The following is a 14064-nucleotide window of genomic DNA, read 5'->3' as shown; positions in this document are numbered from 1 at the left end:
ATCGTGTCTCCCTCTTGTGGGCGGGGCCGCGTTTGCGGTCTCCGCCGGCGTACTCTGGCTCTATCTAACCAGCTTCGAGCCGGGATCCGCGGGCGAATCCATTGTCTTCTGCGCCGGCCTCGCTGAGAATGAACCATGACGGTCTACCTGAGGTCCCTGGAAACTGCTGTCCCGCCCACTGTCCTGATCCAAACGGAGGCCCGGGACGTTTTCGCGGCCCAGCCGGGGCTGACCAGGCTGGGCACCCGTCTGGTCAGCACCTGTTTTGATTCCGCTGCCATCGACACCCGCCACACGGCCGTCGAGGAACTGACGAAGGATCACCAGGCGGAGAACCCGCGGTTTTTCAACGCCGGCACGGGGCTGCTGCTGAGCCCCAGTACCAAAGTCCGCAACGACATCTTTGCCACCGAAGCCACCAAACTCTTCATCGAGGCAGCACAGAAGGCCCTGGACGCCTGTCCCGGGATCACGTCCCAGGACATAACCCACCTCGTCACGGTGTCCTGCACTGGGTTCTTCAACCCCGGCCCAGACTACAAAATCGTCCGTGCCCTCGGCCTGGATCCTGCCGTGCAGCGCTACCACCTCGGATTCATGGGCTGTTACGCGGCGTTCCCCGCCCTGCGGGCGGCCAAATCCTTCTGCGAGGCCGACCCCGACGCCGTCGTCCTGGTCGTCTGCGCCGAACTGTGCTCCCTGCACGTCCGGACCTCGAACGACCCTGACACCATCATGGGCTCGGCGCTGTTTGCCGACGGCGCGGCCGCCGCCATCGTCACGGCCCAGGAGCGCCCGGACGAACCGTCGCTCTTGCAGCTGGACCACTTTGAGACCGTCCTTACCCCGGTCGGCGAGGAGTCCATGGCGTGGAATATCGGCGACGAAGGTTTCGAGATGGTCCTGGGGAACTACGTCCCCCACATCATCGATGACCACATCATCGGCGCCCTGGAACCACTCCTCTCCCGGGAGGGTGCCCTGCGGGGACTCCCCTACCGCGACATCCGGCACTGGGCCATCCACCCCGGCGGCCGCAGCATCCTGGACAAGGTCCAGTCGCGGCTGGAGCTGAGCGACGAGCAGCTGGTCCCGGCCCGTGAGACGCTGCGCAACTACGGGAACATGAGCAGCGCCACCGTGCTGTTCGTGCTCCGGCACATCCTTGACCTGCCGCCGGCGGAGGGTGCCGACGACGGCGCGGAGCGGATCTGCTCGATGGCGTTTGGGCCGGGACTGACGGTGGAATCGGCGCTGTTCACCAAGCTCAGCAGCCCGCGCCGTGGAGACCCGCCGCAGCGGAGCGGGCACGCGGCCCGGAGCGGGCACGCGGCCCGGAACGGGCCCGCCCAGCCGGCATCGGCCCTGGCCTGAAAACCAGTGCACCTGCTGCGGGATCGTGCGGCGCACGCCGTTGAGGAGATGGACCTGCCCGGCTGTGATCCGGTCCGGCTGGACCGCACCTATGCCCAGTTTGCGCTCGTGAACCGGGCCGTCTCCGGCTGGCGGGGCATCTACCGGAGCCAGTTCAGGCCGCGCCTGCGGAACGGTCCCGCCACCTTGCTGGACATCGGCTGCGGCGGCGGCGACGTGCCGGTGATGCTCTCCCGCTGGGCCGCCCGCGATGGGCTCCAGCTGGAGATCACGGCGATCGATCCGGATCCTCGCGCCAGCCGCTTCGCTGCCGAACGGCACCGGGCCTCGGGCGTGACGTTCCGTCAGTCCACGGCAGCCCAGCTCGCCGTCGAGGGTCGCAGCTTCGACCTGGTGGTGTCCAACCACGTGCTGCACCATCTGCCCGAGGACGAACTCCCGGGGTTCCTCGCCGAGTCCGCCAGGCTCTGCCGCGGCCGGGTGATCCACAACGACCTCCGGCGCAGCCCGGCCGCCTACGCCCTCTTCTTCGCCGGATCCTGGCCCTTCACGGGCTCCTACATCAGGCAGGATGGCCTCACCTCGATCCGCCGCAGCTACACCGCCGCCGAACTCCAGGCCACCGCTCCCCCGGGCTGGACCGTCATCCGACGCACCCCGTTCCGCAACCTGCTGGTCCTCAACAAGGACAGGGATCATGGCTGACGTCCTGATCATCGGCGGCGGCCCGGTGGGGCTGTTTATGGCCGCCCTGCTGCTCCAGCAGGGCGTGAGCGTGCGCGTCCTGGAACAGCGGACCGGCGCCGAACCGCACTCCCGGGCCATCGGCATCCATCCGCCGTCGCTGGATGCGCTGCAGGGCATCGGCGTGGCCCGGGCCATGGTGGCCGAAGGGGTCCCGATCCGGCGCGGCATCGCCGTCGGCGGCGGCCGGACGATCGCCCGAATGTCCTTTGCCGGGGTCTCGGAAGGCTTCCCGTTCGTCCTTGCCCTGCCGCAGTCCCGTACCGAAGCGGTACTGGAGCAACGCGTCCGGCAGCTCCACCCGGCCGCCGTGCACCGCGGCGTCCGGGTCACGGGCTTACACGACGACGGCGGCCAGGTCACCGCGGAGGCCACCGCGGGCGGCTCTGCGGTTCAGTACACGGCGGCCCTTGCCATTGCCGCCGACGGTGTCCGGTCCACGGTCCGGCCGCTGCTCGGCACGGCCGTCCGGGCGAAGGACTACCGGGTCAGCTACCTGATGGGTGACTTCGCGGACACGACCGGGTTCGGTCCGGACGCGGCCCTGTTCCTGGAATCCGCGGGAATCGTGGAGTCTTTCCCCCTGCCGGGGGCTTTGCGGCGCTGGGTGGTGCGCCTCGGGGACGCCGGGGACGGCGGGGACGCCAGCTGGCTCGCGCAAACGGTCAGGGAACGCACTGGGATCGACGTCGATCCCGCGAGCAACAGCATGCTGAGCCGGTTTGGCGTCCGGTCCCGGCTGGTCCGCAGGATGGTGACCGGCCGGACGGTGTTGATCGGCGACGCCGCCCACGAAATCAGCCCGATCGGCGGGCAGGGCATGAACCTGGGTTGGCTGGACGCCGATGCCCTGGCCCCCCTGGTGCTCGCGTCCCTGCACGGCACGGACGTGGGGGCGGCGCTAAGGAAGTTCGAGACCCGCCGCACGGCTGCGGCGGCCCGGGCGGCACGCCAGTCAGAAATCAACATGGCGTTGGGCCGGCCCCTGGCCGCCGGGCCGTGGGCCGCGCGAAATCGTGCCGTCGCGGCGGCTGCCTCCGTACCCGCCGTCAACGGGTTCGTGGCCCGCCGGTTCACCATGCAGTAACCGACCGCGGCGGAGCGCCGCGCAGCGTTCGAACGTCAGCGGCGTTCGAACGACACCGTGGCTCAGGCGGACGGGGGCGTGAAGTAGCAGTCGTAGCTGTCCTGGCTGATGACCCGGCCGTCCCGAACCTCAAAGACGGACGCGACCCTGGCCCGGATGACGTCGCCGGTGTCCCAGTGCGGCAGGTCCATCAGCAGGGTGGCGCTCCACTCGGCCTCCAGGACCACACGATTTCCCTCACACGTCGTGCGCCGCACCACGAACCGCTGCCCGGAGACGACGTCCTGGGCTGCCTCCGCCCCGGCCAGGGCGTCGTCCCGGTTCCGGGTTGCACCGGCCGGAGCCAGCAGATGCGGCGCCTCGCTCAGGGTGTAGTCCTGGGCCAGGAACGGGGCGATCTCTGCCGCACCGCCGCCGCCCTCGATAGCGCGCAGCAACGCGAGAACGCTTTCCAAGGGGGCCCGTGAAGTCATGGAACGAGACTATCCGAACACACCGGCCGGGCCCGGTCACACCGGCCTGCGCCCGGAATACACTGGCCGCATGGGTCGCTTCCCCCCGCTCCTGCGTCGCCCGGCCTGCGGAAACAGTCACTGTCTGCTCCCCGGATTGGCCGGGAGACTGGCTGCCGCCGGCGCTGTCCTCGCCCTGACCGCCTCCTGCAGCGGCGGTGCGTCAAGTACCGGCAGTGCGTCGGGCACGCCGACCCCGACGCCCACGCCAGCCGCCCCGGTCACCGCGGTGATCAACCAGCTCCGCGACAACTACAGCCGGCAGATCATTGCCGTGCAGTTGACGAACAACACCGCCGGTCCGCTGACCGTGCTCAGCGCCGCCGTGGCGAGCCCGCTCTTTTCCGGCACTATCGAGTGGCAGCAGGCGCCCGCCGGGATCGAGCTGCCGCCGGGACAGACCAAGATCCTGCCTGCACAGCTGCGGGCCCCGGAGTGCGGAATCCGGACGGCGCCGGCGGACTCCGGCGCGGCGGTGGAGCTCCGCTTTGCCCCGTCCAGCCACTCCGCGCCCGCCACAACCGCCCCCGCCACAACAGTGCCCGCCACAACAGTGCCCGCCACAACAGTGCCCGCCACAGCAGTGCCCGCCACGACGGTGCCGGCTGCCGACCCCTACGGCGTGCTGGAACGCAACAACGCGGAAATGTGCCTGGCCCAGGCGGCCGCTGGGGTCGCGGTGCTGCGGCTGGAACCGGAGCTCGAGGTGTCCGCCGGCGCACAGAGCGCCGTGCTGACGGTTGCCATCACACCGCGCGACGCCCCCGGCGCCATGACTCCCGGTTCAGCGGGGACCCTGACGATCAACAGGATCGACGGGACCACCTTGCTCGAAGAGGACCCAAACGTCCCCTGGCCGCGCTCCGTCCCGGTCCACGCCGGTGACCCCGGCCAGAAGTTCCGGCTGGGGATCCGGCCGGCACGCTGCGATCCGCACGCCATCGCGGAGGACAAAGTAGGGACCCTGCTGCCCTTGAGGGTGTCCGTGGGAGGCCGGGAGGGCATCCTGAAAATCGACGCCGGAGCGCTGCTGCGGGGACGCATTTACGACTTTGTGACCACGGCTTGCGGACGCCAGTAGTCTGGTGCCATGTCCCCTGACGCCAAGCATACTGACTTCAGCGCCGCCCGCATCCATGAAGCCGTCCAGCAGGTGCTCACCGCCGGCGTGCTCCCGGTCATTGTCCAGGCTGGACATCCGGTGCTGCGGCAGCTCGCCGCGCCCTTCGACGGGCAGTTGAGCGGCGCCGAACTGGGCCAGCTGATCGACCTGATGCGCAGCGTGATGCACAAGGCGCCCGGCGTGGGCCTGGCGGCGCCCCAGCTCGGGATTCCGCTGCGGCTCGCCGTGCTCGAGGACCAGTTTGACGTCGATCCCGCGGTCGCCGCCGCCCGCGGGCGGGAGCCGCTGCCGTTCTTCGCCATGCTCAACCCGTCCTACCGGCCGACGAACGGTTCCACCGTGGCGTTCTATGAGGGGTGCCTCTCAGTGCACGGACTTCAGGCCGCCGTTAACCGGCCCGAGTCGGTGCGGCTGGATTTCACGGCACCGGACGGAACCAGTCAGCAGCGGGAGTTCACGGGCTGGCAGGCGCGGATCGTCCAGCACGAAACCGACCACGTGCACGGAATCCTGTACCTGGACCGGGCCGAGTTGCGCTCCATCAGCAGCAACGCCGAGTACTCCGCACGCTGGGCACAGCCGGACATCAGCCTTGCCCGGAAGGAACTGGGGTTCCTCCCGGGCCCGTAACGCCCCTCGGCGCCCGCTCAGTCCCGGGCCGCAGGGGCGGGGTTTGCCGCCGTCGGAAGGTAGCGGGACCACCACTGGAGGATCTGGTCGAAACGCTGCTTGCGGTGGTGCGGCGTCCCGGCACGTGACAGCTCATGGTTCTCGCCCGGGAAGACCAGGAACGCGGCCTCCACGCCGAGCTGTTTCAGTGCGGTGAAATACCGCTGGCCCTGCTCCACCGGGCACCGGAGGTCCTCCTCGCTGTGGATGACCAGGGACGGTGTGCGCACCTGCTCGACCCGCGCCATCGGGCTTTGCGCCGCCATCTGCTCGGCGGAACGGCCGGTGTATTCGCCGCCGAAGAACCAGCCGATGTCGGAGGAGCCGGTGAAACTCACGGGGTCGAGGAATCCCCGTTCCACGATGGCGGCCTTGAAGCGGTGGTCGTGGCTGATGGTCCAGGCGGTGAGGTAGCCGCCGTAGGAACCTCCCATGATGCCGAGCGCCCCGGCGTCGAGTTCCTCAAACTTGCCGAGCGCGCCGTCGAGGAAGGCCAGGACGTCCTGCATGTCCAGGGTGCCCATCTGCTCCTTGATGGCCCGCCCGTGCTGCTGGCCGTAGCCGGCGGAACCGCGGGGGTTGCACATCAGGACCGCGTACCCTGCCGCGGCGTAGACCTGCGCCTCGTCAAACAGGGATCCGGTGAACTGGGCAAACGGGCCGCCGTGGATGTTCAGCAGGACCGGGTGGGGACCCTGGCCCGGCGGTTTCACCAGCCAGCCGTGGACGGGGTAGCCGTCGCCGGACGGGACCGTGAACTCGAGCGGGTCGATGATTCCGGCGCCGGAGCGCAGCGGTGCGGAGAAATCGGTCAGGACACGCAGCTGCCCGCCGTCGACCACGGCGACGTCGCCCGCGGTCCCGGCATCAGCGAAACTGACTACCAGCGAACCGCCGTGGGAGGCACCACCAGTAACCACGCGCCCGCCGCGGACCAGTACGTCGTGGGTCCCGGAGGCCTGGAACTGAAGCAGCTCGACCGTTCCCCCGGCGTTGTTCAGCGGCAGCACCGAGTCGGGGCCGCCCAGTTCGAGCCTGCCGTTGCAGCCGAGGTCCATGGTTTCGACGTCGCTCAGGCAGGTGGCGTCGCCGCCGCCCGCCGGCATCACGTGGAGCGCGGTGTTGCGCGCCACGAAGTCCTGGCCCGACGGGCCGAGATCCTGGGCGAGGAAGAACAGCCACTGCCCGTCCTGTGACTCGCGGACGGCGTGGATGCTCTGCAGGCCGGTGTTGGCCGGGGCGACCGGTTCCGGTTCTCCTCCACCGCCGGCTTCCCCGGTGCCTTCCCCCACCGCAATGCGGTAGATGCCGCTGGCGAGATCGTTATCGCTGCCCTCATGCAGGGCGGCGGTGAAGTAAATGGTTCGCCCGTCGGTGCTAAAACTCGCCCCGGTGTGGTCGGTGGCCGCGTTGGTGAGCTGCCGCGCGGCCGGCAGCAGCCCGTCCGGCTTGCCGCCGGCGCCGGGTGCTGGCTGACCCTGAGCCGCAGGTGCCGCGGTGCGGGCCTTCAACGCCCTGCCCTGGGGCGCGACCTTGGGCTCCGCGCCGGGGTCCGGGACCTCTATGAGGAAGAGCTGGACCGGCTTGTCCGCGGTGTACCCGACGCCGTTCATCCGGTACTGGTAGTCGGTGATCAGCCGTGCGTCCTCGCCGCCGGCGGAAACTCCCTCGGTACTGCCGTAGCGGCCGTCCACCGGAGTCCGGGCGCTGTAGACAATCTGCCGGGAATCGGTCGACCAGGCGAACGCCGACACTCCCAGCGGCGCGTCGGTGACGGCTTGCGGCTCCCCGCCGGCGGCCTCCACAACATGGAGCTGGGGTTTGCCGCCGGCCGCGGCGCGCAGGAAGCCCAGCATCTGCCCGTCCGGGGAGAAGTCCGGCGCAGTGTCGCGGAATCCGCGGGTCAGGCGGCGCGCGGGCCGGTCCGGGTCCAGTGGCACCGTCCACAGCTGGCCGACATAGGCGTCGGCGTCGAAGTCAGGCCGGATCACGGACACGACGGCACGTGTGCCGTCCGGATGCAGGGCGGGGGCGGAGACGGAATTGAGCAGCGGCAGATGTTCGGATTTCACGTGTGAGAGCCTAGCCCCAGTTTCCCCGGCTGTGAAATGGATCACCCCGTGAGGCATCAACGACGGGCGGCGCGGACCTGCCGGCTCCGGCCGGGCCCGCCGCCCCTAGGATGGACACTATGCCCCCCGCCTCCGCTGCCTGCCTGCTGTGCCCGGTCTGCCGGAACAGCCTCGGATTCAGCGACGCCGCCGGCCGCACCCTCGGGTGTCCGGCCGGCCACCGCTTCGACGCGGCGAAACAGGGGTACTTCAACTTCCTCGTCGGCAAAGGCACCGTCTTCGAGGCGGACACGGCCGACATGGTGGCGGCACGCTTCGATTTCCTCTCGGCCGGCCACTACCGTCCGCTCGCCGCGGCCGTGGCGGACCTGGCGGTCCCGGCCCTCGCCGGCGGAACCCCTGATATGCCGGGGACGGTGCTGGACGCCGGAACCGGGACCGGCCACTACCTCCGGGCCCTGCTGGACCGGGCGGCACTGGACCGGACACCCGCGGCGGCGATCGGCATGGACATCTCGAAGTTCGCGATCCGCCGTGCCGCAAAGCTGAACCCGGAGGCCATCAACCTTGTCGGGGACGTGTGGCAGCCGCTGCCGGTCGCCGACGACGCCGTCGACGTCGTCACCGTGGTCTTCGCGCCGCGCAATGCGGCAGAGTTCGCCCGGGTGCTGCGCCCCGGCGGGCGGCTGGTAATCGTCACTCCCCGGCCGGGCCACCTCGAGGAGGTGGCGGGCCGGACAGGCATGCTCGGGATCGAACCGGCGAAAGACGAGCGGCTCGCGGCCTCGCTCGCGGGAACCTTTTCGGCGCTCTCCGCCGAGGACCTCGACGTGCCGCTCCTGCTGTCCCCCGGGGACGTCGCCCAACTGGCGCTCATGGGCCCCGCCGGGCACCACCTGGACCGCAGTGCTCTGGCGTCCCTCGCCGCCGGGCTTCCGCCGCTGACCGCCGTGTCGGCCCGGTTCCGGATCAGCGTGTCCGAGCCGCTCCGCTAGCGCCTCCAACCGTGCCAAAGTAGTGCCCGCAGGTAACGACTTGGCCACTTTCGCCAAGTGCGTAACCCGGCACTCTGCAGGCGTTGCCGTTCGGCTTAGGATGGAATCACAGTGACTGAGGGTCTGCACCTGCAGCCCCCGGGGCAAAAGGGGGAAAGATGTTCGAATGGCTTCCCGACAACTGGTGGGCGCTGTGGCTCACGGTGTTCCTGGTGTTTGCCGTGGTGGAGATGATCACCCTCGACCTGTTCTTCATCATGCTTGGCGGCGGAGCCCTCGCCGGGCTGGCGGCGGCCCTGGCCGGCGCCGACGTTGGCCTGCAGGTCGTGGCCTTCTGCGTGGTTTCCCTCCTGATGATCGGCTTCGTCCGTCCCGTCGCGCTCAAGCACCTGCATAAAGGTCCGGCCGACCGGCGCAGCAACGTCGAACGGCTGATCGGCGAATCCGCCCTGGTGATGGAGCCGGTGACCGCAACCGGCGGCCTGGTCAAAATCGGGGGCGACGTGTGGAGCGCCCGCTCCGAAAACGGCGTCCTGGCACCCGGACAGCACGCGATTGTCAGCGCGATCGACGGCGCCACGGCCGTCGTCGCTTCGCAGCCGGAAACCGCCATCCAGTAGCGCCCGCAAGAATTCCGGCGGCCGCCACCGGCGCCGGGCAGGCGGCGGGAGACCGCCGCACACCATGGCAAGACCAATCTGGGGAATAGGTGATGTATGGATATCGCAGTCGCAATCGTGCTGCTGGTTCTCGTTGCGTTCGTAATAATCGTGCTCGTCCGGGCGGTGCGGATAGTCCCGCAGGCCCGCGCCGGCGTCGTCGAACGGCTGGGCAAGTACCAGCGGACGCTGAACCCTGGCCTCACGATCCTGATCCCCTTCGTGGACCGGCTGCTGCCGCTGCTTGACCTGCGTGAACAGGTGGTCTCCTTCCCGCCTCAGCCGGTGATCACCGAGGACAACCTCGTGGTCTCCATTGACACGGTGGTCTACTTCCAGGTCACCGACGCGCGGGCGGCCACGTACGAGATCGCCAACTATATCCAGGCGGTTGAACAGCTCACCACCACGACGCTCCGCAACGTCGTCGGCGGCCTGAATCTCGAAGAGGCCCTGACCTCGCGTGACCAGATCAACGGGCAACTCCGCGGCGTCCTGGACGAAGCGACCGGCCGCTGGGGCATCCGCGTCTCCCGGGTGGAGCTCAAGGCGATCGATCCGCCCCACTCCATCCAGGACTCGATGGAGAAGCAGATGCGCGCCGAGCGTGACCGCCGCGCCGCGATCCTGACCGCGGAAGGCACCAAGCAGTCCGCCATCCTCACCGCCGAGGGCCAGCGGCAGTCCTCGATCCTGAAGGCCGAAGGCGACGCGAAGGCGGCGATCCTCCGGGCGGACGGCGAGGCCCAGGCCATCCAGAAGGTCTTCGACGCGATCCACAAGGGCAACCCGGACCAGAAGCTCCTGGCCTACCAGTACCTGCAGACCCTGCCGAAGATCGCCGAGGGCTCGGCCAACAAGCTGTGGATCATCCCGAGCGAAGTCGGCGAAGCCCTCAAGGGCATCGGCAACGCGCTCGGCGGCAGCAAGGACGGGCAGTTCAATGACGGGCTGTTCGGCCCCGATTCCGACGCCGCGGCGGAACCCGCTGCTACCCGTCCGGCTCCGCCCGCCGCCGGTCCGGCCGCAGGGCCCGCCGCCGGCGTCCCGGGCCACCCGGAGGCCTAAGCGCGTCGACGAATGGGGAGGCATCCGCGCAGCGGATGCCTCCCCATTGCGTTGCCCGGCACCTGCCCTCGCCACCGCAGGCTTTACCGGGGGTGCCCTGTTCCCGTATACTTGAATATTTGTCCGGCTGGTTCAGTTCGGCGGAACATTTTAGCTTCGCTAAGCGTTTTATCCAGTGACGATTCATCCGGTTTGGGTCCAGTGAAACGGCGCAGAGCAGACAGTAGTCCGGCGCGGTCTCACAGCCCCCGGCTCACGCAGGGCATGACCCTGCGAACCGAATAGAGGGAGAAAAGATGAGCGATCGCAGCCTGCGGGGTATGCGCCTTGGCGCACAGAGCATGGAGACCGAATCCGGTGTCGAGCCGGCTCCGCGCCAGCGGGTCGAGTACCGCTGCGCGGACGGTGAGCCGGTATTCGTGACCTTCTCCTCCGAAGCGGAGATCCCCGCGGTATGGGTGTCGAAGACCGGCAAGGAAGCCTTGCTCGTCGACGGCGAACGCCCCGTGAACCCTAACGAGAAGGCAGTCCGCACGCACTGGGACATGCTCCTGGAACGTCGGTCGCTGCCCGAACTCGAGCAGATCCTTGAGGACCGTCTGACGATCCTGCGAGAACGCCGCGGCGAACGGCGCTCGGCCTAAACAGCCCCCGCACCGCCACAACAAGCAACGCGGGGTCACTTCCGGCCCATCCTGAGGCATCGGATGGGCTGGAGGTGACCCCGCGTTGCTCTGGGAAGGGCCGGTCACGCACCGTCATCGACGATGCACGACCGGCCCTTTGCTTTTCCCTCACGGGGCAAGGCCGCTATTGTCGGCCCTACTTGGGGGCGTTCTTGCCGGGGAGCTTTCCGGCGAGCGTGTTCCAGCGGGCGGTGAGGCCCCACCGGGTGACATTGATCATGGCCTCGACCACGATGTTTCCGCTCATCTTCGAGTCGCCCAGCTCGCGCTCGACGAAAGTGATGGGGCGTTCGACAATGGTCAGGCCGAGCTTGGCGACGCGCCAGGCCAGGTCCACCTGGAAGCCGTAGCCGACCGAGTCGACGGTGCTCAGGTCCAGTTTCTCCAGCGTGCTGCGGCGGAACGCACGGAAGCCGCCGGTGACGTCCTTGATCTTGATGCCCAGCATGATCCGGGCATACGTGCTGCCCACACGGGAGATCGCCTGCCGGTACAGCGGCCAGTTGACGACACTGCCGCCGGGCACCCAGCGGGAACCCATGGCCAGGTCGGCACCCTGCTCCACGGCCTCGATCAGCTGGGGAAGCTGCTCCGGCTGGTGCGAGCCGTCGGCGTCCATCTCCACGAGGATGTCGTAACCGGCGGCGAGCCCCCACTTGAAACCGGCGATGTAGGCCGCTCCAAGTCCGGCCTTGCCGGCGCGGTGCAGGACGTGGACCTGGCTGTCCTCGGCGGCGAAGCGGTCCGCCAGCTGCCCGGTGCCGTCGGGGCTGTTGTCGTCGACAACCAGGACGTCGGAGTCCGGCACCGCGGTGCGGAGCCGTCCGAGGGTCTTGGGCAACGATTCCAGCTCGTTGTAGGTCGGGATGATCGTGAGGACACGCACAGCGGGGCCTTTCCTTGAAGAGAGCGGTCGAGAGCCGGGCGGTCAGAGCATAGCTGACACCAGGCGCAACTCTCCATTATAGGGAGTCGCCGGGGCCGCTGAGGCCGATGCCGGTCCCCGGGCACGTCACCGGGCAGGTCCACCCGCCTCGGGCCAGTTCCGGCAGGGCGCGAAAAGCGCCGCCGGAACCGTTTTCTGCTGCGAAGTGGACCCGCCCCCTGGGAGTACCCATGGCCATGACCGGGCAAGCTGCCGCACTGGCGGCAACCTGGAACTGGCCGGGGGACGTCCGGAGTCTGCCGCTTACACAACCCTCCGTTGCCCCTCAATGCTACGGGGCGGCCCCGATCTGTCAACCGCTCCGTGACCTGCCGTTTCATCCGTCGCCGCAGGTCAGGACCGCCTTCCGGCCGGCAAAGTTTCGGGCCCGGCCGGCCTCTTCCGGCGCCGGCCGTCAGCCGCGCAGCGAGCCGCTGGCGAACAGTTCCCGGCCGTCCCTGACGGTCTGCAGGCACGCCGGCTCGGAACCGGCGTCCAGTGCCGGCAGCAGCGGCGTCCGCGCGCGGGGGTCCGTGCTCCAGGACTGGACCCGGCCGTCAGCCACCTGGACCATCAGCTCCTCGACTTCCCACACGGCGAAGCTGGCGGGGGCGCCGGGTACCAGCTGGCCGGCCATCGGGTTCCGGTACCGGGCAGCCCGCCAGCCGGCACGGGTGTGGCCGAGGAACGCGGCGCGGGCAGAGATGCGTTCCGCCGGGTTGTTGTGCTGCAGGCAGGCCCGGACGCTGGACCAGGGCCGCAGCGGCGTGACCGGGCTGTCACTGCCGAAGCAGATCGGGACGCCGGCGGCGTAGAGGGAGGCAAAGGGGTTCATGCCGCTGCGCCGGGATCCCAGGCGCTGCTGGTAAAGGCCGTCCGCCGCGCCCCAGGCAGCATCGAAACCGGGCTGTGCGCTGACCGTAACGGAGTAGGTGGCCAGCCGGCGGATGGACTCTGCATCGGCGAGCTCGACGTGTTCCAAGCGGTGGCCCGCGGCGCGGACCCTCTGCTCTCCGACCTCGGCCGCCGCACGGTCCAGCGCGTCCAGCGCGGCGTCGAGGCCCGCGTCGCCGATGACGTGGAAGCCTGCCTGGACCCCCAGCAGCGAGCACGCCGCGAGGTGGGCCGCCGCCTCCGCGGATGAGAGGCAAAGGCTGCCGCGCTCCCCTGCGGCGTCGCTGTAGTCCGCCCGCAGGGCCGCGGTCCGCGAACCGATCGAGCCGTCGATGTTCAGGTCCCCCGCGAGGCCGAGGACAGGCACGCCCAGGCCGTCCAGGATGGACCGGGCATGTTCCGCGGAGCCGGCCAGCTCGCCCCAGAACGGCAGGATCTCCGGCACCGCGTCCGGGCCGGTGTTCCAGGCAGCGGCGAGCTGCAGGTCCTCGATGCTGCCGATGTGCGGGGCCGCCATTTCCGCCAGGGCCACGTAGCCGTTGGCCGCCGCCTCGGCGAGGGCCCGCTGCTGGTAGCCCCGCAGCGCCGCGGCGGGCAGCTGGCGCGCCGCGAGCCGGGCCGCCGTGTGGGCGGCCCGCTTGACCTGCCCGCCCGCCAGGGAGCCGTCGACCCCGGAGCCGTCAACGCCGGAGCCGTCGACCCCGGAGCCGTCAATGCCGGAGAGGCCTGCGACTGCCGCCAGCGAGGAGGATACGAGGGCCGAGTGCACGTCGACCCGGGAGAGGTAGACCTGCCGGCCGCCTGCGGCGCGTTCCAGTTCCTCGCGCGTGGGCAGGGCGGGGTCCGCCCACCGGGTCTCGTCCCAGCCATGGCCCAGCACGGTGCCGCCGGCGCTGGAAGCGGAGACGCAGGAGGCGGCAACGGCGTCGAGCAGTTCCCGGGCCGAGCGGACCCCGCCGAGCTGCAGCGAGTCCAGGGCGATCCCTGTTTCGGTGAGATGGACGTGGGAATCGACGAAGCCGGGGGCGAGCAGCGCGCCGCGCAGGTCGATGACCTCCATCGTGGCGTCGGCAATCGAGGTGGCCGCCTGCTCGGAGCCGACCCAAGCGACGGTGTCGCCGTCGACCAGCATCGCCGTCGCAAAGGGATCGGCGGCGGTGTACACGGAGCCGTTGCGGTACAGCGTTACCTTGTGCGGCGCGGGGGCGGCCGGTGAATCGGTCATGGCTCGGGGACTCCTTGTTGCTGGCGGCCGG

General features: G+C 69.7%; 13 protein-coding genes. 9 read left to right on the top strand and 4 right to left on the bottom strand.

The genetic code is table 11. The features are described 5' to 3' along the window. Positions 1-135: 135 nt before the first annotated feature. Genes QK291_RS04050 through QK291_RS04040 form a run of 3 tightly spaced genes read left to right on the top strand, consistent with a single transcriptional unit; the run spans position 136 to position 3205 of the window. Positions 136-1374, top strand: coding sequence for a type III polyketide synthase (locus QK291_RS04050; RefSeq protein ID WP_282379354.1), 1239 nt, complete (start codon positions 136-138; stop codon positions 1372-1374). Positions 1375-1380: 6 nt separating this feature from the next. After that, positions 1381-2079 carry a class I SAM-dependent methyltransferase gene (locus QK291_RS04045; protein WP_282379353.1) on the top strand — a complete coding sequence of 233 codons (699 nt, stop codon included), beginning with the start codon at positions 1381-1383 and terminating at the stop codon, positions 2077-2079. Beyond that, complete coding sequence (locus tag QK291_RS04040) at positions 2072-3205, top strand: NAD(P)/FAD-dependent oxidoreductase (protein WP_282379334.1); 1134 nt, start codon at positions 2072-2074, stop codon at positions 3203-3205. The genes QK291_RS04045 and QK291_RS04040 overlap by 8 nt, the downstream gene beginning before the upstream one ends. 62 nt (positions 3206-3267) lie before the next feature. On the opposite strand, the gene QK291_RS04035 is transcribed toward QK291_RS04040, so the two are convergent. Continuing rightward, positions 3268-3678 (bottom strand): nuclear transport factor 2 family protein, encoded by a 411-nt coding sequence (locus QK291_RS04035; protein WP_282379333.1) that lies wholly within the window; start codon positions 3676-3678, stop codon positions 3268-3270. Positions 3679-3814: 136 nt separating this feature from the next. Here QK291_RS04035 and QK291_RS04030 point away from each other — a divergent pair, with 136 nt between their 5' ends. Both QK291_RS04030 and QK291_RS04025 read left to right on the top strand, forming a co-directional pair. Further along, positions 3815-4798 (top strand): hypothetical protein, encoded by a 984-nt coding sequence (locus QK291_RS04030; RefSeq protein WP_282379332.1) that lies wholly within the window; start codon positions 3815-3817, stop codon positions 4796-4798. Positions 4799-4807: 9 nt separating this feature from the next. Continuing rightward, positions 4808-5470 carry a peptide deformylase gene (locus tag QK291_RS04025; protein WP_282379330.1) on the top strand — a complete coding sequence of 221 codons (663 nt, stop codon included), beginning with the start codon at positions 4808-4810 and terminating at the stop codon, positions 5468-5470. Positions 5471-5487: 17 nt separating this feature from the next. On the opposite strand, the gene QK291_RS04020 is transcribed toward QK291_RS04025, so the two are convergent. Beyond that, positions 5488-7581 carry a S9 family peptidase gene (locus QK291_RS04020; protein ID WP_282379328.1) on the bottom strand — a complete coding sequence of 698 codons (2094 nt, stop codon included), beginning with the start codon at positions 7579-7581 and terminating at the stop codon, positions 5488-5490. A 119-nt stretch (positions 7582-7700) separates the two neighbouring features. Here QK291_RS04020 and QK291_RS04015 point away from each other — a divergent pair, with 119 nt between their 5' ends. The 4 genes from QK291_RS04015 (at position 7701) to QK291_RS04000 (ending at position 10947) form a co-directional block, all read left to right on the top strand. Then, positions 7701-8576, top strand: a complete 876-nt coding sequence (locus tag QK291_RS04015) for a methyltransferase domain-containing protein (RefSeq protein WP_282379326.1) — start codon at positions 7701-7703, stop codon at positions 8574-8576. Between the two features lie 158 nt (positions 8577-8734). Beyond that, positions 8735-9196, top strand: a complete 462-nt coding sequence (locus tag QK291_RS04010) for an NfeD family protein (RefSeq protein ID WP_282379325.1) — start codon at positions 8735-8737, stop codon at positions 9194-9196. Between the two features lie 96 nt (positions 9197-9292). After that, entirely contained in the window at positions 9293-10303 is a 1011-nt protein-coding gene (locus tag QK291_RS04005; protein WP_282379323.1) for an SPFH domain-containing protein, read from the top strand. Positions 10304-10599: 296 nt separating this feature from the next. Continuing rightward, positions 10600-10947, top strand: coding sequence for an RNA polymerase-binding protein RbpA (locus QK291_RS04000; RefSeq protein WP_282379321.1), 348 nt, complete (start codon positions 10600-10602; stop codon positions 10945-10947). A 178-nt stretch (positions 10948-11125) separates the two neighbouring features. Here the strand turns inward: QK291_RS04000 and QK291_RS03995 are convergent, their stop codons facing one another. Beyond that, positions 11126-11875, bottom strand: coding sequence for a polyprenol monophosphomannose synthase (locus QK291_RS03995; protein WP_282379320.1), 750 nt, complete (start codon positions 11873-11875; stop codon positions 11126-11128). A 454-nt stretch (positions 11876-12329) separates the two neighbouring features. After that, positions 12330-14033, bottom strand: coding sequence for an amidohydrolase family protein (locus QK291_RS03990; RefSeq protein WP_282379319.1), 1704 nt, complete (start codon positions 14031-14033; stop codon positions 12330-12332). Positions 14034-14064 lie beyond the last annotated feature (31 nt).

Origin of the sequence: Arthrobacter sp. AL12 (assembly GCF_029960645.1) — a bacterium.
In the GTDB taxonomy this organism is placed as follows: domain Bacteria; phylum Actinomycetota; class Actinomycetes; order Actinomycetales; family Micrococcaceae; genus Arthrobacter.
The sequence above is the reverse complement of the archived record's forward strand: the minus strand, read 5'-3'. Positions and strand labels throughout refer to the sequence as shown.

Excerpts from the sequence above, each read along its gene's own strand:
- QK291_RS04050 (WP_282379354.1), top strand. The coding sequence starts at position 136 with ATGACGGTCTACCTGAGGTCCCTGGAAACTGCTGTCCCGCCCACTGTC.
- QK291_RS04040 (WP_282379334.1), top strand. The coding sequence starts at position 2,072 with ATGGCTGACGTCCTGATCATCGGCGGCGGCCCGGTGGGGCTGTTTATG.
- QK291_RS04035 (WP_282379333.1), bottom strand. The coding sequence starts at position 3,678 with ATGACTTCACGGGCCCCCTTGGAAAGCGTTCTCGCGTTGCTGCGCGCT.
- QK291_RS04025 (WP_282379330.1), top strand. The coding sequence starts at position 4,808 with ATGTCCCCTGACGCCAAGCATACTGACTTCAGCGCCGCCCGCATCCAT.
- QK291_RS04015 (WP_282379326.1), top strand. The coding sequence starts at position 7,701 with ATGCCCCCCGCCTCCGCTGCCTGCCTGCTGTGCCCGGTCTGCCGGAAC.
- QK291_RS04010 (WP_282379325.1), top strand. The coding sequence starts at position 8,735 with ATGTTCGAATGGCTTCCCGACAACTGGTGGGCGCTGTGGCTCACGGTG.
- QK291_RS04005 (WP_282379323.1), top strand. The coding sequence starts at position 9,293 with ATGGATATCGCAGTCGCAATCGTGCTGCTGGTTCTCGTTGCGTTCGTA.
- QK291_RS04000 (WP_282379321.1), top strand. The coding sequence starts at position 10,600 with ATGAGCGATCGCAGCCTGCGGGGTATGCGCCTTGGCGCACAGAGCATG.
- QK291_RS03990 (WP_282379319.1), bottom strand. The coding sequence starts at position 14,033 with ATGACCGATTCACCGGCCGCCCCCGCGCCGCACAAGGTAACGCTGTAC.